The organism is Nocardioides panacis, assembly GCF_019039255.1.
GTDB lineage: Bacteria > Actinomycetota > Actinomycetes > Propionibacteriales > Nocardioidaceae > Nocardioides_B > Nocardioides_B panacis.
This window is the reverse complement of the sequence record NZ_CP077062.1, coordinates 4,668,983-4,693,417: the sequence shown is the minus strand read 5'-3', so window position 1 is coordinate 4,693,417 and position 24,435 is coordinate 4,668,983. Positions and strand designations below refer to the sequence as shown.

The window sequence follows — 24,435 nt, the reverse complement described above, 5'->3', positions numbered from 1 at the left end:
TATTCCGCGCGGCCGTCCGGCCGGGGTGCGGTACCTCAGCGGGCGGCCCGCCGGCCGCGCACCGGCACCTCGACCGGCTCGGAGCGGGTGCGGGCCAGCACCAGGCCGCCGCCGCCCAGCAGGGCCAGGCCGGCGACCAGCACCGGCAGGTGGTCGGCCGGGAACGCCGCCTCGACGGTGAGCCACACGGCGTAGGCGAGCGCGGGGGTGGCCACGCAGACCACCGCGCGCAGCCAGACCGGCGCCCGGTCCACCAGCGAGTAGCCGATCGCGCCGAACGTGAGCAGGAAGAGGACCGCTCCCAGCGCGTCGGCGACCGGGTTCACGTCCCCGCCCCAGGCGACCGCCGCCGCCACCGCCCAGACGAGGCCACCGAGCACCGCGGCGCCTGCGGCCGCACGGGTCAGGTTCATGCGCCCGAGTGTGCCGGGTCGGCCACGATTTGGCACCTGGTGTCCGAAACGCGGCCGGGCCCGCAGCGCGCCACCACCGCCCACCGGGCATGATCGGGGCATGCCTACCAGGACCGCCGTCGTCACCGGAGCCAGCAGCGGGATCGGCGCCGCCACCGCTCGCCACCTCGCCGCGGAGGGCTTCCACGTCTTCTGCGCCGCCCGCCGCGAGGACCGGGTCGCCGAGCTCGCCGCCGAGATCGGGGGGACGGCGGTCCGCTGCGACGTCACCTCGGCCGCGGACGTCGACGCCCTCGCCGCCCGGGTCGGCCCGCGCCTCGACGTGCTCGTCAACAACGCCGGCGGCGCCTTCGGGGCCTCCCCGGTCACGTCCGCGGACGCCGACGACTGGCGGCGGATGTACGAGGTCAACGTGATCGGGCTGATGCTGGTCACGAAGGCGCTCGTGCCGGCGCTGATCGCCAGCGGAGCCGGGGTGATCCTCAACGTCGGCTCGACCGCCGGCCGGGTCGCCTACGAGGGCGGCGCCGGCTACACCGCCGCGAAGCACGGCACCCAGGTGGTCTCCGAGACGCTGCGGCTCGAGCTGTTCGACCAGCCCGTCCGGGTGTGCGAGATCGCCCCCGGCATGGTGCGGACCGACGAGTTCGCGCTGATCCGCTTCGACGGCGACCAGGCCAAGGCCGACGCGGTGTACGACGGGGTGGCCGAGCCGCTCACCGCCGACGACGTCGCCGACGCGATCACCTGGATGGTGACCCGCCCCGCGCACGTGAACATCGACGAGCTGGTCATCCGTCCCCGCGCGCAGGCCGCGCAGCACAAGGTGCACCGCGTCAAGCAGGACGGCTAGCCGAGCAGGATCCGGGCCAGCTGGTCCAGGTCGGGCGTGAGGTCCTGCTCGCCGACGACGACCCGCTCGCCGTCGACCTCGAAGCTGTAGACGAACCGGTCGGGCTGCGGCCGGTGCGGTGCCAGCCCCTGCAGGTCGATCCGGCCGAGCAGGGACTCGACCTCCGGGGTGCGCGGGTCGTCGCCCAGCGTCAGCTCACCCGCCTGCCGGACGCCGGCGAAGCCTCCGGAGCGGACCACCGCGACCCGACGCTCGCCGGCCGGGACCGGCGGCGCCGACGTCCCGGCGGCCCCCGTCACGCCGACGGCCGTCCAGGCCGCCCGCACCTGCTCGGCGACCGCGGGCGACACCGCCCCGGCGGCGGTCACGGTGGCGTCGGCGAACCCGGCGAAGTCGGTGTCCGCGGCGATCCCGGAGGTCAGCGCGGCGTACCAGATCCTCCCCGCGCCCTCCCAGGCCTTGCCGCCGATCGCGGTCGCCGCGAGGTGGAACGCCTTGTTGGGGATACCGGAGTTGGTGTGCACGCCGCCGTTGTCGTCCTGGGTGTCGACGTAGTCGTCCATCGATGCCACCTGCGGGTCCTTGCCGAGCACCGGGTCGTCGTAGGCCGTGCCGGGCTCCGCCATCGAGCGCAGCGCCCGGCCCTGCACCGACGGCAGGAAGATGCCCTCGCCGATCAACCAGTCCGCCTCGTCGGCGGTCTGGCCGAGCAGCCGCTGCTTGAGGCAGGAGCCGAACACGTCCGACACCGACTCGTTGAGCGCTCCCGACTGGCCCTCGTAGGTCAGGTCGGCGGTGAACTGGGTGACCGCGTGGCTCAGCTCGTGCCCCAGAACGTCGACCGGCTTGGTGAACCGGCCGAACACCGTGCCGTCGCCGTCGCCGAAGACCAGCTGGGTGCCGTCCCAGAACGCGTTGTCGTAGTCCTGCTCGTAGTGCACGGTGGCGACCACCTCGGCGCCCCGGTCGTCGTAGGAGTCGCGGCCGAACACCTCGGAGAACAGCGCGAGGGACGCCTCCACCCCGGCGTACGCCTCGTCGACCGCGGGGTCGCCGGAGGCCGGGTCGCCGGGGGCGCGGACCAGGTCGCCCGGCAGGTCGGTGCCGTGGCGAGCGGTGTGCACCGAGAACGGTCGCCCGGCCGTGGCACCGGCGGCGGGCCGCGCGCCGGGCGAGGCGGTGGCGCGGGCGACCCGCAGGGAGGCGTCGATCCGCAGGGTCTGCGCACCGCAACGGCTCGCCCCGGGGTCCGGGTGGGAGGTCGCGATCTTCTCGAGGAGGTAGGGCGGGATGAACAGGCACCGAGTCATGGGACAGGTCTATCCCGGGCCGCCGACAACGTACAGAGCGCTGTGACAGACTCGGGCTCGTGTTGAGCATCGGACTCGTCGGCGGGATGAGCTGGGAGAGCAGCCTGGTGTACTACAAGCTGCTCAACCTCGGCGTGGAGCAGCGCCTCGGCGGCCTGCACTCGGCCCGCACGGTGATGTCCAGCGTCGAGTTCCACGAGCTCACCGAGCTGCAGCGCGCCGGACGCTGGGACGACGTCGCCGCCGTCCTGGCCGAGGCCGCGCGGGGCGTCGAGGCGGCCGGTGCCGACCTGCTGCTGATGTGCACCACCGCGTTCCACACCGTCGCGGACCAGGTCGAGGCCGCCGTCGGCATCCCGTTCCTGCACCTGGCCGACGTCGTCGCCCAGGCGTGCACGGCCCGCGGCCTCACCAGCGTGGGGCTGGTCGGGACGTCGTACAGCATGGAGCAGCCGTTCTTCGTCGACCGGCTCGCCTCGCACGGCCTGCAGGTCGTCGTCCCCGACCCGGAGCGGCACGAGGCGATCGACCGGATCATCTACGGCGAGCTGGTGCACGGCAAGGTCCTCGACGCCTCGCGGGCGACCGTGGTCGGCGTGATCGACGAGCTGTGGGACGCCGGCGCCCAGGGCGTGATCCTCGGCTGCACCGAGCTCGAGCTGCTGGTCAAGCAGGCCGACTGCGAGCCGCTGGTCCTCCCCTCCACCACGCTGCACGTCGAGGCAGCCCTCGACCGCGCGCTGGCGGAGTGACCCACCCCGCCTCGTGAGCGGGTCGGTCGATCATCCGGGGGTGAGCACGGCGTCCACGGCGGTGGCGAGCACCTCGCCGGCACGGCCGCGGACCACGAGGTCGGCCAGGTCGTCGTACGGCGTGGGCTCGTCGTTCACGATCACCAGCCGGGCGCCGTTGCGCACCGCGACCACCGGCAGGTCCGCGGCCGGGTAGACCGCCAGCGAGGACCCCACCGCCAGCAGCAGGTCGGCCTGCGCGACCAGGGCCAGCGCGTCCCTCACCACGTGCGGGAGCAGCACCTGCTCGAAGGACACCGTCGAGGACTTCACCAGCCCGCCGCACAGCGGGCAGAGCGGGTCCGGGTCGCCGGCGTCGACCAGGTCGAGCGCCCAGCTCACCGGGGCGGTGAAGCCGCAGCCCTCGGGCACCCCGCCGCGCGGCCGGTGCCCGATGCACATCACCTCGCGCGCGGTGCCGTGCACCTCGACCACCCGCCGGGAGCCGGCGTCCTGGTGCAGGCCGTCGATGTTCTGGGTGACCACGCCGGGCGAGCGGCCGGCCTGCTCGAGGCGGGCCAGCGCCAGGTGCCCCGCGTTGGGGTGGTGGCCCGCGGCGAGGAACTCGCGCCGCATCCGCCAGGACCGTTCGCGGACCTCGGCCGACTCGACGTACCGGCCGAAGGTGAAGTCGGTGGGGTCGTAGCGGGTCCACACGCCGTCCGGGGACCGGAAGTCCGGGATGCCCGACTCGGTGGAGATGCCGGCGCCGGTGAAGGCGACCACCCGGGTGGCATCGGCGAGGAGGTCGCCCAGGGCGGGTGCCGGCGTGCTCATGGTGCGCTCACACCCCCGACGGTAGCGATTCGGGCCAGGACCCCTCCTGCCGGTAGACTCGACCTGCTCCCTGTGCACGTCATCCGCCCCGGTCGCCCCGCCGACCACCCCGTGTGACGTGCGGCCCCCCTCGTGGGAATCCCGACTCGAAAGCGACGACTGCCCCGCCATGCCCGAGAACACCTTGAAGCGCACCGACCTCCGCAACGTCGCGATCGTGGCGCACGTCGACCACGGCAAGACCACCCTCGTGGACGCGATGCTCTGGCAGGGCGGCGCCTTCGGCGAGCACCAGCACGTCGACGAGCGCGCGATGGACTCCGGTGACCTCGAGCGCGAGAAGGGCATCACGATCCTCGCGAAGAACACCGCGATCCGCTACACCGGCGCCGCCGCCCAGGCCGTCGAGGGCGGTGCGATGACGATCAACATCATCGACACCCCGGGCCACGCCGACTTCGGTGGCGAGGTCGAGCGCGGGCTGTCCATGGTGGACGGCATCGTGCTGCTCGTGGACGCCTCCGAGGGCCCGCTCCCGCAGACCCGGTTCGTGCTCCGCAAGGCGCTCAACGCCGACATGCCCGTGGTGCTCGTGGTGAACAAGGTCGACCGGTCCGACGCCCGCATCGCCGAGGTCGTCGACGAGACCTACGAGCTGTTCATGGACCTGCTCGACGACAGCCACAGCCAGGACGCCCTGGACTTCCCGGTGGTCTACGCCTCGGCCAAGAACGGTCGGGCGAGCATCAACATGCCGGAGAACGGCGGGCTGCCGGACAGCGAGAACCTCGAGCCGCTGTTCCAGACGATCGTCGACACGATCCCGGCGCCGAAGTACCACGCCGACGCCCCGCTGCAGGCGCACGTCACGAACCTCGACTCCTCCCCCTTCCTCGGTCGCCTCGCGCTGGTCCGGGTCAAGGAGGGCCACCTCAAGAAGGGCCAGCAGGTCGCGTGGATGAAGCGCGACGGCTCGGTCTCCAACGTCAAGATCACCGAGCTGCTGGTCACCGAGGGCCTCGAGCGCAAGCCCGGCCTGGAGGCCGGCCCCGGTGACATCGTCGCGATCGCCGGCATGGCCGACATCATGATCGGCGAGACGCTGGCCGACGTGGAGAACCCCGTCGCCCTGCCGCTGATCACCGTCGACGAGCCCGCGATCTCCATGACGATCGGCACGAACAGCTCCCCGCTCGCCGGCCGCGGCCAGACCAAGAACACCAAGGTCACCGCCCGCCTGGTCAAGGACCGGCTGGACGCCGAGCTGGTCGGCAACGTCTCCATCAACGTGCTGAACACCGAGCGTCCCGACACCTGGGAGGTGCAGGGCCGTGGCGAGCTGGCGCTGGCGATCCTCGTCGAGCAGATGCGCCGCGAGGGCTACGAGCTCACGGTCGGCAAGCCGCAGGTGGTCACCAAGGACGTCAACGGCAAGGTGCACGAGCCCGTGGAGCGCCTGACCATCGACGCCCCCGAGGAGTACCTCGGCACGATCACCCAGCTGCTGGCGGTCCGCAAGGGCCGCATGGAGCAGATGACCAACCACGGCACCGGCTGGGTGCGCATGGAGTTCCTGGTCCCGGCGCGCGGCCTGATCGGCTTCCGCACGGAGTTCCTCACCGACACCCGCGGCACCGGCATCGCGCACCACGTGTTCGAGGGCTACGAGCCCTGGGCCGGCGAGATCCGCTCCCGCAACAACGGCTCGCTCGTGGCCGACCGGTCGGGTGCCGCCACGGCGTACGCCATGACCAACCTGCAGGAGCGCGGGATCATGTTCGTGGAGCCGACCACCGAGGTCTACGAGGGCATGATCGTCGGCGAGAACTCCCGTGACGACGACATGGACGTCAACATCACCAAGGAGAAGAAGCAGACGAACGTCCGGGCTTCGAGCTCGGACAACTTCGAGAAGCTGATCCCGCCGAGGAAGCTGTCCCTCGAGCAGAGCCTCGAGTTCTGCCGCGAGGACGAGTGCGTCGAGGTCACCCCCGACGACGTCCGCATCCGCAAGGTCGTCCTGGACGCCGGCGACCGCGGCCGCTCCGCGGCGCGGGCCCGCCGCAACTGATCGCCCGGGGGTTCGCGGCGGTCCCGGCCGCCGCGAACCCCTTCAGGTCTCCTCCGGCACGCACCGACCCCTAGGGGCGGTGCCGCAGGCCGTCGCGGCAACCTCGCAGGACCGCGACCAGGTCGGCCCGGCCGCCGCCCGTCAGCGCACGTTTGACCCCCCACGCCAGCAGCTCCGGCAGGCTGAGGAGAACCTTCAGCGGCTGACCCTGCCGACGCCAGGTCACGAGCCGGTTGCGGGTCGCGTAGTACGCCGACCCCGAGGACGTCGAGGGCGACTGCACGGCCACGGCGCCGGGAACGAGCAGCACCGTCCCCACCTCACGCAGGGCCAACGAGAAGGCGACGTCCTCCCAGTACAGGAAGTAGGACTCGTCGAACCCTCCGACGGCTGCGAAGGCGTCGGACCGCACGAGCAGGCACGCGCCGTCGAGCCACTGCGCTCCCCGGGGGCTCGCTCCGGGGTCGTCGCGCAGGTGCCGGGCGCGGCCACGCCAGTCCAAGGTGCCCCCGTTGGCCCACAGGGAGCCGTCGGGCAACCGCAGCGAGGGGCCGGCCGCGACGGCGTCCCGGGAGCCGGCGGCAGCGAGGAGCTCCTCGGCGCACCGCGCCTCCATCCGGAGCTCGTGCGTCAGGAACATCAGGAACTCGCACCCGTCGGCGCTCGCGGCACGGGCGCCGACATTCATGCCGCCCGCGTACCCGAGGTTCTCCTCGGTCCGCACGATGCGCACCCCGTCGAGGTCGCCGCGCTGCTCCAGCCGGTCGACGACGCCGTCCGAGGAGCAGTTGTCCACCAGGTAGAGGCCCACCGGGCCCGACGTCTGCGCGCGGACGGCCGCGATGGTGTCGAGCACCCGTTCGCCGTACCGGTAGTAGAGGAGGACCACGCAGTAGCGCCCGGCGGAACCGAGGTCGGACTCGTCAGGGGAAGGGTCGAGATCGGCCACGAGATCCTCTCGTCGATGAACCCCTCGGGCGCCGGAAGGGCACGGAACCCGGCCACCCTACTCAGGGGCGACGGGGACCGCGTCGCTGCGACCGGCAACTTGTCGGATAACGTCACCCCACATGCATCGCTGGTGTCCCGACCCCGAGTGCTCTGCGCGGCTGTGCAGATGAGGAAGTCCTTGGAGGCGGTTGCCCTCATGGCCGTCTCGTCGGCGCTCGCACTGGGTCTCGGTGCGGTGCGGATGAAGATCGTCGCGGTGGATCTCGGGGCATCGGGCATCGGCAGCCTGGGGATCCTGATGGCCGCGGTGAGCACCTTGGCCACGACCTTCGGCTGCGGCCTCGGGGTGAGTGCGATCGGGGCCATCGCCGTCGGTCTGGACAGCGGAGACCGGGCCGGCAGTGCCCGCGAGGCGCTTCGACGCGGCACCTGGGTCCTCGCGCCGACGGCGGGACTCGTCTCGTGCGCCGCGTGGTTCTGGTGGGGGGACGACTTCACCGGCGAGCCGCTGGGCTTCCTGGCGCCGTGGCTCGGCGTCGCCGTCTTCGCCACCATCCTGACCGCCCGGTACTCGGCACTCCTCAGCGGCTTCGGCAAGGTGCGTGAGCTGTCCGCCGCCAACGTGGTCGGCGCCGCTCTCGCCACGCTGGTCGTCGCCGCGAGCATCCCCTCCTCGGACCGGACGATGCTCGCGGCCGCGGTCGCCGCACCGCCGGTCGCACTCGCCGCGGTGACCGCCCTGGCCTCACGCGTGTTCGCCCGGACGCCGGGCGGGCGTGGTGGGACGTGGAGACCAGAGCTGCGATCGATGATCAAGCTCGGGGTGACGGTCAGCTCCTCGGTCATCATGGTCAGTGCCAGCCAGCTGTTCGCCACCTCGTGGGTCACGCGGACGCTGGGTATCGACAGTGCGGGCCTGTTCCAGGCCTCCTGGTCGATCGCCAACCTGTACCTCGTCTTCCTGCTCAGCGCCCTGACCGCGGAGTACCTCCCCCGCCTGTCCAAGCTGCGCCTCGACCCGCTCGCGACGTCGGAGGCGGCCCGGGAGCAGGTGAGGCTCCTGATCCTGCTCGCGGCACCGATCATCGCGTGGCTCCTGGTGGTCGCCCCCTGGCTGCTCCAGCTGCTCTACACCCGGGACTTCGCCCAGGCCGCCGGCCTCCTGAGGGTGCAGCTGCTCGGGGACGTCTTCAAGGTGCTCGGCTGGACCCTCGCCTTCATCCTGCTGGCCCGCGAGTCCAAGACCCGCTACTTCGCCGGAGAGCTCAGCTGGAACCTGACGTTCGTCGGGTTGGTCGCTCTCCTGGCCCGCCACGGGCTCGAGTTCGTCGGCGTGGCCTATGCGGCGGCGTACGTCGTCTACCTGTTGATCACGGTCGCCCAGACCCGGTTCCGGCTGGATGCGGACACCCGCCGCCTGATGCTGGTGGCACTCAGCGGACTCTTCGCCGTCTACGCCCTGACCCTCTGGCCCGAGGGCGCACGGTGGGGCCCGCCGGTCGGCGCGGTGCTGATCAGCGGCTGGGCGCTGTGGAAGCTGCGCCGCTCCGCGGCGTGGTAGCAGCCGGACAGCACGAACAACCCGCCCTCGGGACCGCAAAACGCCCCGATAGGCTTGCCGCATGGATCTGGTACTCGTGGGCGCAGGCGGCCACGCCCGCGAGATCGCGGGAATCCTCCTCGATCTGCGCCTCGGTGCCGCTCCCCTCCGGCTCGCCGGGATCGCCGCGGACTGGGGGTACGAGGAGGAGTTCTGGCAGGCCCACTTCGGGTGCCCGCTGCTCGGCACCGTCGACGACGTGCTCGCCGATCTCCCGCCCGGCCGGTTCGTGGTCGGCATCGGGAGCGGCCCCGCACGCGCGCAGGTGGGCGCGAGGTTCGTGGACCGGGGGTGGACGGAGAACCCCCCGCTCGTCCATCCGTCGGCGACGGTGGCCGCGGGCTCCTCGCTGGAGCCGGGGACCGTGGTCTTTCCGGGCGCCCGGGTCAGCGTGAACGTGCAGGTGGGGCGTCAGACGCACATCAACGTGGGCGCGACGATCGGGCACGACGCCGTCCTCGGAGCCGGCTGCTCCCTGAACCCGAACGCGGTGGTGAGCGGCAACGTGACGCTGGGAGACCGTAGTACGGTCGGCGCCAATGCCACGGTGCTCGAGCGGCGCAGGATCGCCGCCGACGTCACGATCGGCGCGGGCGCCGTCGTGTCCCGGGACATCGAGTCCCCCGGCATCACGGTGGTCGGAATTCCCGCGCGCCAACTTATTCATGGAGGATGACGTGGACCAGATCAGGTTCCAGGCGCCGCAGCTTCCTACGCTGGACGACGCGCAGAAGTACTGGTCGGCCTCCGAGCAGTCCCAGTGGTTCTCGAACGGCGGCCCGTGCCTCAAGGCCCTCGAGGTCCGGCTGGCCGACTACGTCGGCGAGAGCGTCGAGGCGGTTCCCGTCTCCAGCGCCACGGCCGGACTGCTGATCGCCCTGCGTGCGGTGGCCGAGCCGGGCGTCCGCAAGCTCGTGGTCGTCCCGAGCTACACGTTCGCCGCCACCGCCGCCATCGTGCACTGGGCCGGCTTCGAACCGCTGTTCGTGGACATCGACCCCGAGCACTGGCACGTCGATCCCGGTGGCCTGGCCGACGCGCTCCGCGCACATCCCGACGAGGTGGCGGCCGCGGTCCTCTGCTCGACGTACGGGACCGCGCCGCCGCGCACCGTGGTCGCCGAGTGGGAGCGGCTCTGCGCGGAGCACTCCGTCCCGCTGGTCGTCGACTCGGCCGCCGGGTTCGGGTCGCGCGACGAGGACGGACGGCCCATCGGGACGGCAGGGGACGCCGAGGTCTTCTCCTTCCATGCCACGAAGCCGTTCGCCATCGGCGAGGGCGGCGTCGTCATGACGAAGTCGTCGGAGACCGCGGCCCGCCTGCGCCGGCTGGCCAACTTCGGCTTCAGCAGTGCCCGCGTCGTGGACGGGGCCATCGGGCTGAACGGCAAGATGGACGAGCTGCACGCGGCACTTGCCCTGTGCGTGCTGGACCAGCTCGAGGGGATCCTGGAGCGACGGCGCGGCTACGCGGAGGTCTTGCGGCTCGCCCTCGAGGAGCAGCACTTCTCCTTCCAGACGGGCAACCACTCGAGCGCGTTCCAGTTCCTCCCGATGCTCTGCTCCTCCCGGGAGGAGCGCGACGCGCTCATCGCCCGCGCCGCCGAGCAGAACATCGAGCTGCGTGCCTACTTCGGCGACCCGTTGCACCAGATGCCGGCGTTCGGCAGCTCGCCCCGCATGCCGCTGCCCGTGACCGACGACGTGGCCGGCAGGGTCGTGTGCCTGCCGATCTACAACACGATGACGGACTCGACGCTCCAGCGGCTCATCGCCGTGTGCACCCCGGAGACGCCCGCATCGTGAGCGACTTCGCGGAGCGGTGGAGCCTGGCTCGCGACGAGGGCCTGCGACAGGTGGCTCTCGCGCGTCTCGTCCGCACCCGCAAGGCGCTCACCCGCCAGAGCCTCACGGAGAGGGCGCGGGAGTGGACGGAGGTCAGGCTCGACGCCGCAGAGCTGAGCCGCGTACGTCGCGAGCGCGAGCCCGACGAGGGCGACCCTCTCGTGACCATCAGGATCGCCACCTACTCCGCGGGCGAACGCCTCCGACGCACGATCGAGTCGTGCCTCGCCCAGGACTACCCGCGCGTCGAGATCGTCGTGGTCGGAGACTGCTGCGACGACGCGACGGCGCGGGTGGCACTGGACTACGCCGACCGGGGGGTCCGCTTCGTCAACCTCGGACGACGGGGTCAGTACCCGAGCGACCGCATGTCGCTGTGGCAGGTGGCGGGAGTCACCCCGATGAACATCGGGGCCCTGATGGCCGCAGGCTCCTGGATCGCGCCGTGCGACGACGACGACACCTTGACTCCCGACCACGTGTCCACGCTGCTCGCCTGGGCCCGCACGCACGACGCGGAGATGGTGTGGAGCGATGCGGCGATGCAGGCCGAGGACGGGACGTGGACGACGACCGGTGGTCCGCCGCTCGCTCTCGGGAGGATCAGCCACGGCTCCGTGCTGTTCCGGTCCGACATCGCCTTCATCGACCTCAACCGGCGCAGCTACCTGCTCGACGAGCCGGCGGACTGGAACCTCTGGCGGCGCATGTCGAAGGCGGGGGTCCAGATCAGCTACTGCCCCCAGCTCACCTACTATCACTACTTCTGAGTCGGCACCGAGGTGCGGAGCGAAGCGAAAGCGGGGGATGCATGCTCAACTGGTTGCTTCGTTACCAGCCGGTCATGGACATGATCGACGAGCTCGACGCGACTGACATCCTCGATGTCGGGAGCGGCACCCACGGTCTCAGCTGGTACTCACCGCGCAAGGTCGTCCAGACGGACCTCGTGTTCCCCGCGGACCATCGCGAGTCCGCCCGCGTCGGCGAGGCGGAGTTCGTCGCGGCCAGGGCCGAGGCGCTGCCCTTCAAGGACGACGCGTTCGACGTGGTGATCTCCCTCGACCTCGTCGAGCACCTCCCCGAGGCGATCCGGAACGACGCGCTCTCCGAGCTGTGTCGCGTCGCGCGACGTGCGGTCATCGTCGGTTATCCCGACGGGCTGCCGGCGCAGCGCCTCGACCGGGTGCTGGCGGCGTACTGGAAGGTCCGCGGCGCGGCCCGCACGCCACCCTGGCTGGCCGAGCACCTCGACCAGTCCGCGTACCCGGACCGGTCACTGGTGGAGAACGCGATTCCGGACACCTGGCAGATCACGGCCGACAAGAGGTCCGGCAACGTGTGGTGGCAGGGCCTGATCGTGATCCTCGAGTGGACGCCCGTGCTCAGCCGGCTGACGACCCGCTACGAGCGGCGCCTGCGCACCCGGCCCACCGCAGCCTTCCTGGACCGCGGGAAGACCTACCGGACGATCTGGCTGGTGGAGCCCCGGCCGGCGCCCGGGGCCTGAGGCTCAGTCGGCGAGGTCGGGCCCCGGCTCGCGCCGCAGGTTGGCCGCCAGCGCGAGCAGCCCCAGGACCGGCAGCCCGGCGAGCAGGAGCAGCGCCCCCGGCATCGTGAGCGGTCCGCTGAGCCCGCCCACCACGGCCGAGCCGACACCACCGCCCACCAGGAAGAACAGCGTGGCGATCCCCAGCGCGACCCCCCGGACGTCGTCCTCCACCGCGTCGCCGACGGCCGCCATCAGCGCCGGCTGACCCAGCCCGAACGCCAGCGTCACCGCCACCACGGCGACCACCAGCAGCACCGCCGAGGTCAGCGTGGCCCCCAGGGCGGCGACGCCCAGGGCGACTGCGGCGATCACGGCCGCCAGCGCGAGGGACGGCGCCGGCCCGACGCGCGAGAGCAGCGGGCCGGCGACCCGGGGCGCGAGCAGGCCCGTGACCGCACTCGGGAGCAGGGCGACGCCGACCAGCCACGGCTGCCAGCCCTGGCCGACGAGCACCGCGGGCACGGCGATCAGCAGGGCGAACCAGGCGGCCGGGACGGCGGCGGCGGCCAGCGCGCTGCGGACCACGGCCGGGTTGCGGATCACCGACATCGGCAGGAAGCCGTGCGGACGCCGACGCACCCAGAACGCGACCGCAGGGGTGCCCAGCACGATCAGTCCCGCGCCGACGGCGGCGACCAGGGGGCCGGTCGACGGCGACTGCACCAGCAGCACCACGCCGGCCGCCGTACCGGCGACCAGCACCGCGCCGAGGAGGTCCAGGCGGGCGCCGCTGCCGTCGGTGGGCAGCGAGCGCCACAGCACCGGTAGGAGCTGGACGCCCAGCATCGGCAGGGCGATCACCACCCGCCAGCCCAGCAGGCCCTCGACGCTGCCGCCGGCCAGCGGGCCGAGGCAGCTGACCGCGGCGGCTACGCCGGCCACCCGGCCGAGGGCGGACGAGCGGTCCGTGCCGTGGAAGCGCGAGCTGATGATCGCCACCCCCAGCGTGGGTACGGCGGCCGCGCCGGCACCCTGGAAGATCCGGGCCGCCAGGAGCACCCCGAAGCTGGGCGCCAGCGCGCCCACCAGCGCGCCGGTGGTCATCAGGCCGACGCCGACGAGCAGCGGCAGCCGGATGCCGACGAGGTCGGACACGCGGCCGTAGACCGCCGTGGCGACTGCGAGCATCAGCGCGTACAGGCTGATCGCCCACGCGCTCACCCCGGTGCTCACGTCGAGGTCGCGGGCCAGGACCGGCAGCGCGATCGCCGCCGAGGAGCTGCCCATGCCAGCGAGGCCGAAGAGCAGACCGACGAGGGTGGACACGCGACGAGCGTCGGAGGCGGTGCTGGAGGCAGGCATTGCGGACTCCAACCACCGGCCGGGAGCAGGAATTCCCCGGGCGCACCTGTGGCGCGCACCCCGGAGGGTACGCGCCACAGGTCAGGAGCGGATCAGATGTTCAGCAGGTAGCGGACCCGGTCGTTCGCCACACCGGTGGCGGCGACGTGGTGCGCCTTCTGCCAGCGGACGAGCGCCGTCTTGGTCGACTTGGTGAACGAGCCGGAGGCCTTGACGCCGAGGGCCTTCTGCATCTTCTTGACCGCCGCGCCGGACTGGCCCGGACGCAGGGTCGGCTTCGGCGCCTGGGCGACCGACTTGTTGACCTTGATGGTCAGGGCGGCAGCCTTGGAGGTGCCCTTCTTGTTGACCGCCTGGACGACGACCTTGGCGGGGCCGGCGCGCAGGCCGGAGACCTTCAGGGTCGTGCCCTTGGTGGAGAACACCCGACCGTCGACGGTGACGACGTAGCGGATCACCGGCGCACCGGGGACGGCCTTGGGGGCCTTCCAGGTGATGGTGGTCGCGCCGCCGTCCTTGACCGGGGTGGTCTTGGGCACGGCCGGGGCGGCCGGAACCGTGACCGGAGCGATGACCGGCGGGGCCGGGGGCGCCGGCGGGGCCGGCGGAGCGGGCGGCGCAGGCGGGGTCGGGTTGCCGACCGTGACCTGGGCCGTGCCGACCGGGGACTCGCCGTTGTTGTTGTAGGCCCAGACCTTGACCGGCCAGGTGCCGGCCTTCACGCCGGTGATCGTCCCGCCACGGGCGCCGCCGGGGAAGTCCGCCCAGACGCCGTAGCCATCGTTGCTGCCGTCCTCGACCACCGCGTAGTAGTCGGTGACGGCGTTGCCGCCGTCGGTCTCCGGCGCGTCCCAGGCCACGGAGACCTGGTTGGCGGCGCTGCTGGTGGCCGTGACGTTGCGGGGCGCCGAGGAGATCGTGCTGGCCACCTTGGTGAACACCGGGCTGGTGTACACCGGGCTGCGGCCGCGCTCGTTCTCCTCGTACACCTGCACCTTGTAGCTGCCGGCGGGGATCGGGTACTCGTCCTCGCCGTAGAAGGTCCAGGACCGGTCGTACTCGGCGGGGTCCGAGTCCCGCTCCATGTAGACGCCGGTCTCGGGATCGGTGAACTCGCCGGTCACCGGGTCGACGTCCCGCAGGGTCGCGACGTACCAGGTGGCGGGCAGGCCGCCCTCGTCCTCAGGCGCGTCCCAGGTGACCCGGACGGCGTTGTTGGCGTAGTCCGTGGTGACGACGTTGCGCGGGACCGAGGGAGAACCCTTGCCGTCCACGACGACGGTCCCGGTCGCGTCGTCCTGCGAGTGGCCGGTGGCGTTCCGCTCGCTGACGTGGACCGTGTACATGCCCTCGCCCACACCGGTGAAGTCGACGGACTCGTCCACGTCGGCACCGACCTGCTTGGTTTCGACCTCGGTCCCGCCCTGCGTCACCAGGGTGACGTCGAAGAAGTCGGGGAACCCGAGGTCGTAGTTGCCCTGCCACTCGACGTGCACCGTCGAACGGTTCGCAGCGGCGGTCACCTCGGTCGGGGCGCCGGGAAGCGGGTCGGACGACGCGTGGTCGGACTGGGGCGCGTCCCCGTCCAGGCGGACGCTGACCTGGTAGCTGTACGCCGGGTCGGCGTCCGGGATGCCGTAGCGCTGGGTGCCGTCGGCGTCGGGCACCGTGGTGTCCAGCGCTTCGCCGTCCTCTGCGCCGTTCAGGTCCACGGGGGCTCCCGCGGCCTCATCGTACGCGGTCACCGTGACGTCGTAGTCGTCGGCGGTGACGTCCGGCTTCGGGTCCTCGTCCTCCCAGCGGGCGACCAGCTTGTAGCTCGGTCCCGTCTGGTCGGCGACGACCGAGAGGCCGAACGGGTGCGGCGTGGGGACCTCTTCGACGGCCGAGGCCGGGGACATCGCGCCGAAGGCGCAGATGCTGGAGGTCAGGGTCACCGCGAGGGCGGTGGACAGTGCGCGCGTCACGCGACGGCGCTCGACGGGGGGAGTCGGGCATGGGTCTCCTCGAGAAGGCAGCGCCGCCAGGTGCGTCCGCTGCTGCGGGGACCGCGGGCAGGTGCCCGCGGTGGGTGCGACCGCGCGCAGCACCAGGGACCCGAGACCGCTTACATCCCCCGTACGCCGCGCACGGCACCGGCGGTCGCAGAGCATCACGACCCCGATGCCTGCTCCTTCGGCGTCGCCCGACCCTTCCTGAGGGTTTTCGAACAGGCGTCTCATTTCCGCCCCACGAGGCGAGGCTCAGCGGCACCACCGGTGCAGCAGCTCGGCGTACACCTCGACGGCTCGGTCGACCTGCGCCAGCGAGCACCACTCGTCGGCTACGTGGCACTGGTCGGGCTCCCCCGGGCCCAGGATCACCGTCGGCGCCGGCCGCGCACCCTCGTGGGTCAGCAGCGGGATGAGCGCGGAGGCGTCGGTGAAGTAGCGCGCGGGCTCGGCCGGCCCGCCGTCCAGACCCGTGGCAGCCAGCGCCTCGCCCACCAGTGCGACGAAGCCGTCGTCCAGCGCGGTGTCCACCGGCGGCAGCACCACGTGGTCGGCCACCTCGACACCCTCGCCTGCCAGGGACCGCACCAGGTCGCGGACGACGTCGCCGGAGGCCGACGGCACGGTGCGGACGTCCAGCAGCAGCTCGGCCGAGTCGGGGACCACGTTGGGCTGCACGCCGCCGCGCAGCAGCCCGACGTTGGCGGTCACCCGGCCGAACCCGTCCTGGCTCGGCCAGTCGTCGAAGTCGTGCAGCGCGACGGCGGCGCGGGCCAGCCGGACCACCGCGTTGTCGCCGAGCTCCGGGGCGGACCCGTGGGCGGCCCGGCCCTTGGCGGTGAGCCGCATCCAGTGCGCGCCCTTGTGGGCCGGCACGAGGCGGTTGGCGGTCGGCTCGGCGACCACGAGCGGTCCGCCGGCGGCGAGCGCCGAGGCGGGGATCCGCACCGCACCCTCGCACCCGGTCTCCTCCCCCGACGTCAGCACCACCTGCACCCCCCGGCACGCATGCGTACGACGGACGTGGTCGGCCACCGCGACGACGAGGGCGGCGACGCCGGACTTCATGTCGCTGGTCCCGCGTCCCACGAGCCGGTCGCCGTCGGCGGAGGCGGACCAGGGGTCCACGCTCCAGTCCGACGGCGTCGCCGGGACGGTGTCGAGGTGGCCCGTGAACGTCAACGGCGCGTCGGAGCCCGCCCGGCCGACGTACTGGGCGCGGCCGGGTCCGACCTCGAGCAGGGTGCCGGGCAGGCCGGCCTCCTCGAGAAGACCCGCGCACCGTCGCGCGAGCAGCTCCTCCCCCGCGGCCACCGTGTCCTGGCGGACCAGCTCGACGAGCAGCTCGGTGGCCCGGCTCACTTCAGGACCGATCCCTTCGTCTCCGGCAGCGTGAGGATCGCGAGGAACGCGACCACGGCGCCCGCGGCGACGTACCAGAAGAACCAGTTGCTGTGCCCGGCCCCGCCGAGCCACTGGATCACCAGCGGCGCGGTGCCGCCGAAGACCGCGACGGTGAGGTTGTACCAGGCGCCGATGCCCAGCCCGCGCAGCTCGGTGGGGAACAGCTCGCTCATGATCGCGGGGGCGATGGAGGCGAAGATCGCGTAGAGCCCGAGGCCGAAGCAGAACACCAGCAGCACCGACCCGAAGCTCGCGCCGGGCACGATGAGGTGCGACATCGGGACGATGCCGACCGCGATCAGGCCGGACCAGATGAGCATCTGCGGCTTGCGGCCGAAGCGGTCGGCGGTCCAGCCAAAGGGGTACTGCAGCACCACGAACAGCGCGGTCGCGATCGACAGCGCCCAGAAGACCATCCCGTCGTCGAGCTTCTGCTGCTTGACCGCGAAGGGCGTCAGCGCCGAGAAGAACGTGTAGTAGCAGAGCGTGGAGAGCAGCGTGAAGCCCATCAGCTGCGCCACCGCGCGGGGGTGCTCGCGCAGCGTCATCATCAGCGGGTTCTTGATCGCCTCCGCCTTGGCCTTGTTCTCCTCGAACTGCTCGGTCTCGGCCATGTCGCGCCGCAGCCAGACCCCGACGAGCCCGAGCAGGCCGCCGACGAAGAACGGCACGCGCCAGCCCCAGCTCGCGAGCTGGTCGTCGCTGAGGTTGCTGGCCAGCAGGGCGCCGAGCAGCGACGCGAGGAGGACCGCCGTACCGGTGGAGGTGTAGAAGAACGAGGAGTACCGGCCGCGACGCTCGGCGGGCGCGATCTCCGCGAGGTAGGCCGAGGCGTTCGAGACCTCACCGCCGAGCGACATGCCCTGGGCGATGCGCGCCGCGAGCAGCAGGATCGGCGCGAGCCAGCCGACCTGGTCGAAGGTCGGCAGGATCGCGATCACGAACGACCCGCCGGCCATCAGCGCGATCGTCAGCAGCATCGCCTGCTTGCGGCCGCGCAGGTCGGCGTACCGGCCGAGCAGCATCCCGCCGAGCGGCCGGAAGAAGAACGCCACGGCGTACGTCGCGAAGGTGCCGACGAACGCGGCCGACTCGTTGGCGTCGGAGAAGATCTGGGTGGCGAAGTAGATCGAGAACGTCGCGAAGACGGTCCAGTCGTACCACTCGACGGCGTTGCCGACGCTGGCAGCGATGAGGGTGCGGACGGGGAGCTTGTGCTTGGTCTGCTCCGGTGTCGTGGCGCTGGTCATGGGGGCTCCTACCGAGTGAGAGGTGGCTCACACCTGCCCACCTGGACGGCCGCGAAACCGGGACCGGCGGGTCCGTCTCCCGGACGGACGGCAGGATGACGTCATGGACTACGGGCACGAGCTGCACTTCGGCGTCTTCCTCCCGCCGCTCGCCGGCCGGGCCGACCTCGTGGTCACCGCCGCGCTGGAGGCCGACCTCCTCGGGCTGGACTCGGTCAGCGTGCAGGACCACCCCTACCAGCCGGCCCACCTGGACGCGTGGACGCTGCTGACCCACGTCGCGGCTCGCACCGAGCGGGTGACGGTCTTCCCGAACGTCGCGAACCTGCCGCTGCGGCCGCCGGCGGTGCTGGCCCGCAGCGCCGCGTCCCTCGACGTGCTCAGCGGCGGCCGCGTCGAGCTCGGCCTCGGGGCCGGCGCCTTCTGGGACGGGATCGTGGCGATGGGCGGCGTCCGTCGTACCCCGCGGCAGGCCGTGGACGCGCTCGAGGAGGCGATCGGCGTGATCCGGGCGCTGTGGGCCCCGGGGCGCACGCCGCGGCTCGAGGGGGAGCACTACCGGCTGGACGGCGCCAGGCCGGGGCCGCTCCCGGTGCACCCGATCGGGCTGTGGCTCGGCGCCTACAAGCCGCGGATGCTCGAGCTCACCGGACGGCTCGCCGACGGCTGGCTGCCCAGCCTGGGGTACGCCGCCCCCGAGGAGCTGGCCGGCATGAACGAGCGGATCGACCGGGCGGCGCTCGACGCCGGCCGCTCACCGCAGGACGTGCGGCGGATGTTCAACGTGCAGGGGTCGTTCACCGGCTCCGGCTTCCTGCAGGGGCCGCCCTCGGTGTGGGTCGAGCAGCTCGCCGGCCTGGCGCTCGACGAGGGCATCAGCGGGTTCGTGCTGATGGCCGACGTCGAGGACCGCACCGACCTGCACCGGTTCGCCGAGGAGGTCGCGCCGGCGGTCCGGGAGCTGGTGGAGGCCGAGCGGCTCGCGCCCGCTGCGGCCGCGGCCCCCGCGCCGCCCGCCCCCGAGATCCCCGAGCGGGTCGAGGTGGCGGCGCCCTCCGGTGGCGACGGCGACCACCTCGTCGCGATCCACGACCACCTGCGCGCCGAGCTCGCGCAGGTCCAGGACCTCGTGGAGCAGGTGGCGCGCGGGCACGTCGACGTCGGCGCGGCCCGGTCGATGATCAACACGATGACGATGCGGCAGAACAGCTGGACTCTCGGCACCTACTGCGAGAGCTACTGCCGGGTGGTGACCACCCACCACACCATCGAGGACACCACGATGTTCCCGCGGCTGGTGCACGCCGACCCGGCCCTGGCGCCGGTCGTGGAGCGTCTGGAGCGCGAGCACCACGACGTCGCGGCGGTGCTCGAGGACGTGGACCGGGCGCTGGTCGACCTGGTCGCGACCGGCGGCGGGGTCGACGGCGTCCGGCGGGCGGTGGGCACCCTGTCCGACGTGCTGCTGGGGCACCTGGCCTACGAGGAGGCCCAGCTCGTCGGCCCGCTGAACCGGCTCGGCATCGGCATCTGACACCCGTGCGACGGGCACCTGCCGGGCCCATAGGTGGGGCTCAACCTCTGCGGCTCCGGACGGTGTCCTCATGTGCCCGTCCCACCGGTTCCACGGCGGCGAGCAGGACCTGCCGCACCTACTGCGGCTCGAACATGACGTGCTCCCAGGAGAAGCGCAGCACCCGCCCGTGGAGCTCGAAGCAGTCCGCCTCGAGGACGACTCCCGACGCCCCGTCGACGAGGTCGGGGCGGCTGATCGGGTCGACCCACACCTGCGGGGTCACCGCGAGGCCGGGAACCTCCAGGCGACAGCGCGGAGCACGGACTCGAACGGGTTGGCGGCAGCACCGTCCGCCAGGCCGGCGACCCGGAGACAGCGGGTGCGGTACCTGCCGGGCATCGCCTCGGCGCGGCGGAGGAGCTCGGCACCCGGCAGGGCGTAGCGACCCCGGGCTTCGCGCACCACCCATCCCGGCGCACGGCACGACGCAGCCCGGACCGCGACGTCGACCGCAGCAGGGTGGCGGTGCCGCGCGCGAGCGGCCGGCCGGCGGACGGATGCACTCGAGTGCACGTCCGCGTGGCTACTCGTCGCTGACCTGGATCACGAGCTTGCCGAAGTTGCGGCCGGTGAGCAGGCCGCGGAACGCCTCGGGCGCGTTCTCCAGCCCGCGCACGACGTCCTCGCGGTACCGCACCGACCCGTCGGCCACCCAGCCGGACATCTCGCGCACGAAGTCGCGGCCGTGCGACTTCGTGAACTCGCCCTGGATGAACCCGCGCACGGTCAGGCTCTGCCGCAGCACCAGGCCCATGAAGCCGGGCAGCCGGTCCGGGCCCTCGGGGGCGGACGTCGCGTTGTAGCTCGCGACCAGCCCGCAGACCGGGACCCGCCCGTAGAGGTTCATCCGCTTGAACACCTCGGTGGCGACGTGCCCTCCGACGTTCTCGAAGTACACGTCGATGCCGTCCGGCACCGCTGCCTTCAGGTCGGCGGCGAACGTCGGGGACCGGTGGTCGACCGCGACGTCGAAGCCGAACTCCTCGGTCAGCGCCCGGCACTTGTCCGGGCCGCCGGCGATGCCCACCGCCCGCGCGCCCTTGATCCGGGCGATCTGGCCGACGGCCGACCCGACCGGCCCGGTGGCGGCCGCGACCACGACGGTCTCACCGGCCTGCGGCTTGCCGATCTCCAGCAGGCCGGCGTACGCCGTGAAGCCGGGCATGCCCAGCACGCCGAGCGCCGTCGACAGGGGGGGCGACGGACGGGTCGAGCCTGCGCAGCCCGGAGCCGTCGCTGACCGCGTGGGTCTGCCAGCCGGAGTAGGACAGCACGTAGTCGCCGGCGGCGTAGTCCGGGTGGTTCGAGGTCTCCACCTGGCACACCGTCCCGCCGACCAGCACGTCGCCGACCTCGACCGGCGCGGCGTAGGACTTCGCGGCGCTCATCCGGCCGCGCATGTAGGGGTCCAGCGAGAGGTAGACCACGCGGAGCAGCAGCTCGCCGGGGCCCGGCGTGGGCACCTCGTCGTGGGTGATCGCGTACGTCGCGTCGTCCGGCTCGCCCTCGGGGCGACGGGCGAGGCGGATCTGGGTGGCGGTGGTCATGAGGTGCCCTTCGAGTACTGGGTGCGCAGCTCGCGCTTGAGGACCTTGTGGCTCGGTCCGGTGGGGAGCGCGTCGAGGACCTCGACACGCCGTGGGTACTTGTGCCGGCCGAGCTGCTCGCGCGACCAGGCGACCAGCTCGTCCGCGTCGACCGGGAAGGCGGGCACGACGACGGCGCAGATCTCCTCGCCCTTCTCGTCGTCGGGCACCCCGATCACCGCGACCTGGGCGACCGCGGGGTGCCGCATCAGCACCTCCTCGACCTCGCGCGGGTAGACGTTGAAGCCGCCGCGGATGATCAGGTCCTTCTTGCGGTCCACGATGCTGATGAAGCCGTCGTCGTCGATCGTGCCGATGTCGCCGGTCCGGAACCAGCCGTCGACGATCGCGTCGGCGGTGGCGGCCGGGTCGTCGAGGTACCCCGCGAACACGTTGTGCCCGCGGATCACGATCTCGCCGCGGCCGCCGGGCGGCAGCAGCACGATCCGGTCGTCGACGGTCTCGTCGGCCACCTCGACCTCGACGCCCCAGATCGGGTGCCCGACCGTGCCGGCCCGGGTGCCGAACCACGGCTGGTTCACCGACGCGGTCGGCGAGGTCTCCGAGAGGCCGTAGCCCTCGAAGACCGTGGTGGAGAAGGCCTTCTCGAAACGCTCGAGCACCACCACCGGCAGCGACGCGCCACCGGAGACGCAGTCGCGCAGCTCCGGCAGCGCGGCGGCCCGCGGGACGGCGTCGAGCAGCTGGACGTACATCGTCGGGACGCCGAAGAACAGCGTCGCGCGCTCGTGGTGCATCAGCGCGATCGCCGCGTCGGGGTCGAAGCGCGGCTGGAGCAGCAGCGTCGCGCCGACCCGGAACGTGGAGTTCATCGACACCGTCTGCCCGAAGGTGTGGAACAGCGGCAGGCAGCCCATCACCACGTCGTCGCGACGGATCGGGTTGGCGTCGAACGCGTTGACGGTCGAGTTCATCACCAGGTTGAGGTGCGTCAGCAGGGCACCCTTGGGACGTCCGGTCGTGCCGCTGGTGTAGAAGATCACCGCCACGTCCTCGGCCTCGCGCGCGACGTGCGTGCGCACCGGCTCGAGGTCGGCGGCGCCCAGCGACGCGATGTCGCGGGCCGGCACGCCGACGGCCTCGGCGGCCTGCGTGCCGACGGCGGCGAACGACGCGTCGTGCAGCAGGAAGCTCGCGCCCGAGTGCCGCAGGATGTACGCCGCCTCCTCGGCGTTCAGCAGCGTCGGGACGGGCACGACGACCGCGCCGGCGGCGAGGATGCCGTAGTAGGCGCGGACGAAGTCCACGACGTTGGGGGCGAGCAGCGCGACCCGGTCACCGGGCCCGATCCCCTGCTCCTGCAAGGCGGTGGCGTGCTGCCGGGCCTGCCGCCACAGGTCGCCGTACCCGACCCGCAGGTCACCCTGGACGACCGCGAGCCGGTCCGGGGCACGCCGGGCGGACTCGGCCAGCACGCTGGCGAGGGAGAGCAGCGTCATGCGTGCAGCACCTTCCCGAACAGCGCGCAGGTCTCCGCGACGGCGGCGCGGGCGGCCGCCGAGGCCGGGCCCATGTCGAAGAAGCCGTGGACCATCCCGTCGTAGCGGCGGGCCTCGACGCGGGTGCCCGCGGCCACCAGCGCGGCGGCGTACGCCTCGCCCTCGTCGCGCAGCGGGTCGAACTCGGCGGTGACCACGACGGCCGGGGGCAGCCCGGACAGGTCCTCGGCCAGCGCCGGGGACAGCCGGGCGTCGACGTCGGTGACGTGGCCGGCGTAGTGCCCGAAGAACCACTCCATCGTGGCCGTCTCGAGGAAGTAGCCGGTGCCGTTCTCGGTGCGCGAGGGGTGCGCGCCGAGCATGTCCGTGGCCGGGTAGACGAGCAGCTGCGCGGCGACCTCGGTGCGCAGCTCCTGGGCGACCACCGCCGCCAGGTTGCCGCCGGCACTGTCGCCGGCGACGGCCAGGACGGAGGAGCCGCCGAGCTCGTCGAGGTGCGCGGCCGCCCAGCGGGTCGCGGCCAGCGCGTCCTCGACGGCGGCCGGGAACGGCGCCTCGGGGGCGAGCCGGTAGTCCACCGACACGACGACCGCGCGGGAGTCGCGGGCGATCGTGCGGGCCATGTTGTCGTGGGTCTCGAGGTCGCCGATCACCCACCCGCCGCCGTGGAACAGCACGACCGTGGGCAGCGGGCCGGTCTCCTCAGGCCGGTAGACGCGGGCCGCCAGGTCGCCGGCCCCGCCGGTCACGGTGACGTCCTCGACCGACCGCACCGGGACGACGTGCGCGGGCTGACGACCGCCCACCACGAGCGCGGCGAACGAGTCGCGGGCCTGCCGCGGGGTCATCTCGTGCACCGGCTGGTCCACCGCAGCGAGCAGCTGCAGGACTCCGGCGATCTCGGGGTCGACGGGCAAGGGGTTCTCCTCGGGTCGGGGTGGGGATCGGGGCGCTGCCACTAAGCGCTTGCTTACCTCGGGCGGTCGGTCTTAGGTTTCTCCCCAGAAGTGCCCGCGTCAACACCGATCCGCCGGAGGCGCGTATGAGCCAGGTCACAGCCGACTCCCCCACCCAGGCCCGGCTGCTGGACGCGGCGGTCGCGTCGTTCGCCGCGCGCGGCTTCCACGGCACCACGACCCGCGACATCGCGGCCGCCGCCGGCCTGAGCCCGGCCGCGGTCTACGTGCACCACCGGTCCAAGGAGGACCTGCTGCACCTGATCTCCAGCCGCGGCCACGAGCGGACCCTGCGCCTGGTCCGGGACACGGTCGCCGCCGTCGACGGGCCGGTGGACCGGCTCGCGGCGTTCGCCCGGACGTTCGCGGCGCACCACGCCCGCCACCACACCACCGCGCGGATCGTGAACTACGAGCTCGCCGCGCTGAGCGAGCCGCACCGCGCCGAGGTGGCCGCCGTACGACGGACGATCGAGGCCGAGGTGCGCGCGCTCGTCGAGGACGGGGTGCGGGCCGGCGTGTTCGACGTGCCCGATCCCCGGATGACCACGCTCGCCTTGCTGTCGCTGGGGATCGACGTCTCCCGCTGGTACGACGACGACGGGGCGCTGACGCACGAGGAGGTCGGCGAGCACTACGCGGCGCTGGCGCTGCGGATGGTCGGCGCCTGACCGGTCGGCGCCGCTCACAGCGTCACGACAGGGTGACGACAGTCCTTCGCCAGAGGGCCGGCGGACCGTGAGCGGAC

At 72.6% G+C, this 24,435-nt stretch carries 24 protein-coding genes; 10 read left to right on the top strand and 14 right to left on the bottom strand.

Going from position 1 to position 24,435, the window contains the following annotated elements:
- Nucleotides 1-35 precede the first annotated feature (35 nt).
- A complete protein-coding gene (locus KRR39_RS22885) occupies nucleotides 36-413 on the bottom strand; it encodes a hypothetical protein (RefSeq protein WP_216939658.1) in 378 nt (125 codons plus the stop codon).
- A 100-nt stretch (nucleotides 414-513) separates the two neighbouring features.
- On the opposite strand from KRR39_RS22885, the gene KRR39_RS22880 reads away from it, so the two are divergent.
- Nucleotides 514-1,266: an SDR family oxidoreductase gene (locus tag KRR39_RS22880; protein WP_216939657.1), complete on the top strand. Its 753-nt coding sequence runs from the start codon at nucleotides 514-516 to the stop codon at nucleotides 1,264-1,266.
- Here KRR39_RS22880 and KRR39_RS22875 read toward each other — a convergent pair.
- The gene (locus KRR39_RS22875) at nucleotides 1,263-2,576 is read right to left on the bottom strand and encodes a protealysin inhibitor emfourin (RefSeq protein WP_216939656.1); all 1,314 of its coding nucleotides are present in this window, start codon (nucleotides 2,574-2,576) and stop codon (nucleotides 1,263-1,265) included. The two genes, KRR39_RS22880 and KRR39_RS22875, sit on opposite strands and share 4 nt — an antisense overlap.
- 59 nt (nucleotides 2,577-2,635) lie before the next feature.
- On the opposite strand from KRR39_RS22875, the gene KRR39_RS22870 reads away from it, so the two are divergent.
- Nucleotides 2,636-3,328: an aspartate/glutamate racemase family protein gene (locus KRR39_RS22870; RefSeq protein WP_216939655.1), complete on the top strand. Its 693-nt coding sequence runs from the start codon at nucleotides 2,636-2,638 to the stop codon at nucleotides 3,326-3,328.
- Between the two features lie 30 nt (nucleotides 3,329-3,358).
- On the opposite strand, the gene KRR39_RS22865 is transcribed toward KRR39_RS22870, so the two are convergent.
- Nucleotides 3,359-4,144, bottom strand: a complete 786-nt coding sequence (locus tag KRR39_RS22865; protein WP_216939654.1) for an SIR2 family NAD-dependent protein deacylase — start codon at nucleotides 4,142-4,144, stop codon at nucleotides 3,359-3,361.
- A gap of 169 nt (nucleotides 4,145-4,313) precedes the next feature.
- Between KRR39_RS22865 and typA the strand changes: the two genes are divergently transcribed.
- Nucleotides 4,314-6,215 carry a translational GTPase TypA gene (gene typA / locus KRR39_RS22860; protein ID WP_216939653.1) on the top strand — a complete coding sequence of 634 codons (1,902 nt, stop codon included), beginning with the start codon at nucleotides 4,314-4,316 and terminating at the stop codon, nucleotides 6,213-6,215.
- A gap of 70 nt (nucleotides 6,216-6,285) precedes the next feature.
- Here typA and KRR39_RS22855 read toward each other — a convergent pair whose 3' ends face one another.
- Complete coding sequence (locus KRR39_RS22855; protein WP_216939652.1) at nucleotides 6,286-7,164, bottom strand: glycosyltransferase; 879 nt, start codon at nucleotides 7,162-7,164, stop codon at nucleotides 6,286-6,288.
- Between the two features lie 198 nt (nucleotides 7,165-7,362).
- On the opposite strand from KRR39_RS22855, the gene KRR39_RS22850 reads away from it, so the two are divergent.
- The 5 genes from KRR39_RS22850 (at nucleotide 7,363) to KRR39_RS22830 (ending at nucleotide 12,120) form a co-directional block, all read left to right on the top strand.
- On the top strand, nucleotides 7,363-8,727 hold the full coding sequence (locus tag KRR39_RS22850; protein ID WP_216939651.1) for an oligosaccharide flippase family protein: 1,365 nt from the start codon (nucleotides 7,363-7,365) through the stop codon (nucleotides 8,725-8,727).
- Nucleotides 8,728-8,788: 61 nt separating this feature from the next.
- Nucleotides 8,789-9,442 carry a NeuD/PglB/VioB family sugar acetyltransferase gene (locus KRR39_RS22845; RefSeq protein ID WP_216939650.1) on the top strand — a complete coding sequence of 218 codons (654 nt, stop codon included), beginning with the start codon at nucleotides 8,789-8,791 and terminating at the stop codon, nucleotides 9,440-9,442.
- A gap of 1 nt (nucleotide 9,443) precedes the next feature.
- Nucleotides 9,444-10,571: a DegT/DnrJ/EryC1/StrS family aminotransferase gene (locus KRR39_RS22840; RefSeq protein ID WP_216939649.1), complete on the top strand. Its 1,128-nt coding sequence runs from the start codon at nucleotides 9,444-9,446 to the stop codon at nucleotides 10,569-10,571.
- Nucleotides 10,568-11,380, top strand: a complete 813-nt coding sequence (locus KRR39_RS22835) for a glycosyltransferase family 2 protein (protein ID WP_216939648.1) — start codon at nucleotides 10,568-10,570, stop codon at nucleotides 11,378-11,380. The genes KRR39_RS22840 and KRR39_RS22835 overlap by 4 nt, the downstream gene beginning before the upstream one ends.
- Nucleotides 11,381-11,454: 74 nt before the next feature.
- Nucleotides 11,455-12,120, top strand: a complete 666-nt coding sequence (locus KRR39_RS22830; protein WP_216939647.1) for a class I SAM-dependent methyltransferase — start codon at nucleotides 11,455-11,457, stop codon at nucleotides 12,118-12,120.
- 3 nt (nucleotides 12,121-12,123) lie between these two features.
- Here KRR39_RS22830 and KRR39_RS22825 read toward each other — a convergent pair whose 3' ends face one another.
- The 4 genes from KRR39_RS22825 to KRR39_RS22810 form a co-directional block, all read right to left on the bottom strand.
- Nucleotides 12,124-13,428 (bottom strand): MFS transporter, encoded by a 1,305-nt coding sequence (locus tag KRR39_RS22825; RefSeq protein ID WP_216939646.1) that lies wholly within the window; start codon nucleotides 13,426-13,428, stop codon nucleotides 12,124-12,126.
- Nucleotides 13,429-13,556: 128 nt separating this feature from the next.
- On the bottom strand, nucleotides 13,557-15,431 hold the full coding sequence (locus KRR39_RS22820) for a fibronectin type III domain-containing protein (RefSeq protein WP_216939645.1): 1,875 nt from the start codon (nucleotides 15,429-15,431) through the stop codon (nucleotides 13,557-13,559).
- Nucleotides 15,432-15,707: 276 nt separating this feature from the next.
- Nucleotides 15,708-16,817, bottom strand: coding sequence for a M20 family metallopeptidase (locus KRR39_RS22815; protein ID WP_216939644.1), 1,110 nt, complete (start codon nucleotides 16,815-16,817; stop codon nucleotides 15,708-15,710).
- The gene (locus KRR39_RS22810; protein WP_216939643.1) at nucleotides 16,814-18,109 is read right to left on the bottom strand and encodes an MFS transporter; all 1,296 of its coding nucleotides are present in this window, start codon (nucleotides 18,107-18,109) and stop codon (nucleotides 16,814-16,816) included. Before KRR39_RS22810 ends, KRR39_RS22815 begins: the two co-directional genes overlap by 4 nt.
- Before the next feature lie 103 nt (nucleotides 18,110-18,212).
- Here KRR39_RS22810 and KRR39_RS22805 point away from each other — a divergent pair, with 103 nt between their 5' ends.
- Nucleotides 18,213-19,643, top strand: a complete 1,431-nt coding sequence (locus KRR39_RS22805; protein WP_216939642.1) for an LLM class flavin-dependent oxidoreductase — start codon at nucleotides 18,213-18,215, stop codon at nucleotides 19,641-19,643.
- A gap of 118 nt (nucleotides 19,644-19,761) precedes the next feature.
- On the opposite strand, the gene KRR39_RS22800 is transcribed toward KRR39_RS22805, so the two are convergent.
- The 6 genes from KRR39_RS22800 to lipP1 form a co-directional block, all read right to left on the bottom strand.
- The gene (locus tag KRR39_RS22800; protein ID WP_216939641.1) at nucleotides 19,762-19,908 is read right to left on the bottom strand and encodes a hypothetical protein; all 147 of its coding nucleotides are present in this window, start codon (nucleotides 19,906-19,908) and stop codon (nucleotides 19,762-19,764) included.
- A complete protein-coding gene (locus tag KRR39_RS22795) occupies nucleotides 19,905-20,087 on the bottom strand; it encodes a hypothetical protein (protein ID WP_216939640.1) in 183 nt (60 codons plus the stop codon). The genes KRR39_RS22800 and KRR39_RS22795 overlap by 4 nt, the downstream gene beginning before the upstream one ends.
- A 121-nt stretch (nucleotides 20,088-20,208) precedes the next feature.
- Nucleotides 20,209-20,850, bottom strand: coding sequence for a zinc-binding dehydrogenase (locus KRR39_RS25375; protein WP_254185785.1), 642 nt, complete (start codon nucleotides 20,848-20,850; stop codon nucleotides 20,209-20,211).
- Nucleotides 20,792-21,232, bottom strand: coding sequence for a hypothetical protein (locus KRR39_RS25370; RefSeq protein ID WP_254185358.1), 441 nt, complete (start codon nucleotides 21,230-21,232; stop codon nucleotides 20,792-20,794). Before KRR39_RS25370 ends, KRR39_RS25375 begins: the two co-directional genes overlap by 59 nt.
- A complete protein-coding gene (locus tag KRR39_RS22785; protein WP_216939639.1) occupies nucleotides 21,229-22,731 on the bottom strand; it encodes a long-chain-fatty-acid--CoA ligase in 1,503 nt (500 codons plus the stop codon). Before KRR39_RS22785 ends, KRR39_RS25370 begins: the two co-directional genes overlap by 4 nt.
- A complete protein-coding gene (lipP1, locus tag KRR39_RS22780; RefSeq protein ID WP_216939638.1) occupies nucleotides 22,728-23,648 on the bottom strand; it encodes a LipP1 family hormone-sensitive lipase in 921 nt (306 codons plus the stop codon). The genes KRR39_RS22785 and lipP1 overlap by 4 nt, the downstream gene beginning before the upstream one ends.
- Nucleotides 23,649-23,773: 125 nt before the next feature.
- On the opposite strand from lipP1, the gene KRR39_RS22775 reads away from it, so the two are divergent.
- Entirely contained in the window at nucleotides 23,774-24,358 is a 585-nt protein-coding gene (locus KRR39_RS22775) for a TetR/AcrR family transcriptional regulator (RefSeq protein ID WP_216939637.1), read from the top strand.
- Nucleotides 24,359-24,435 lie beyond the last annotated feature (77 nt).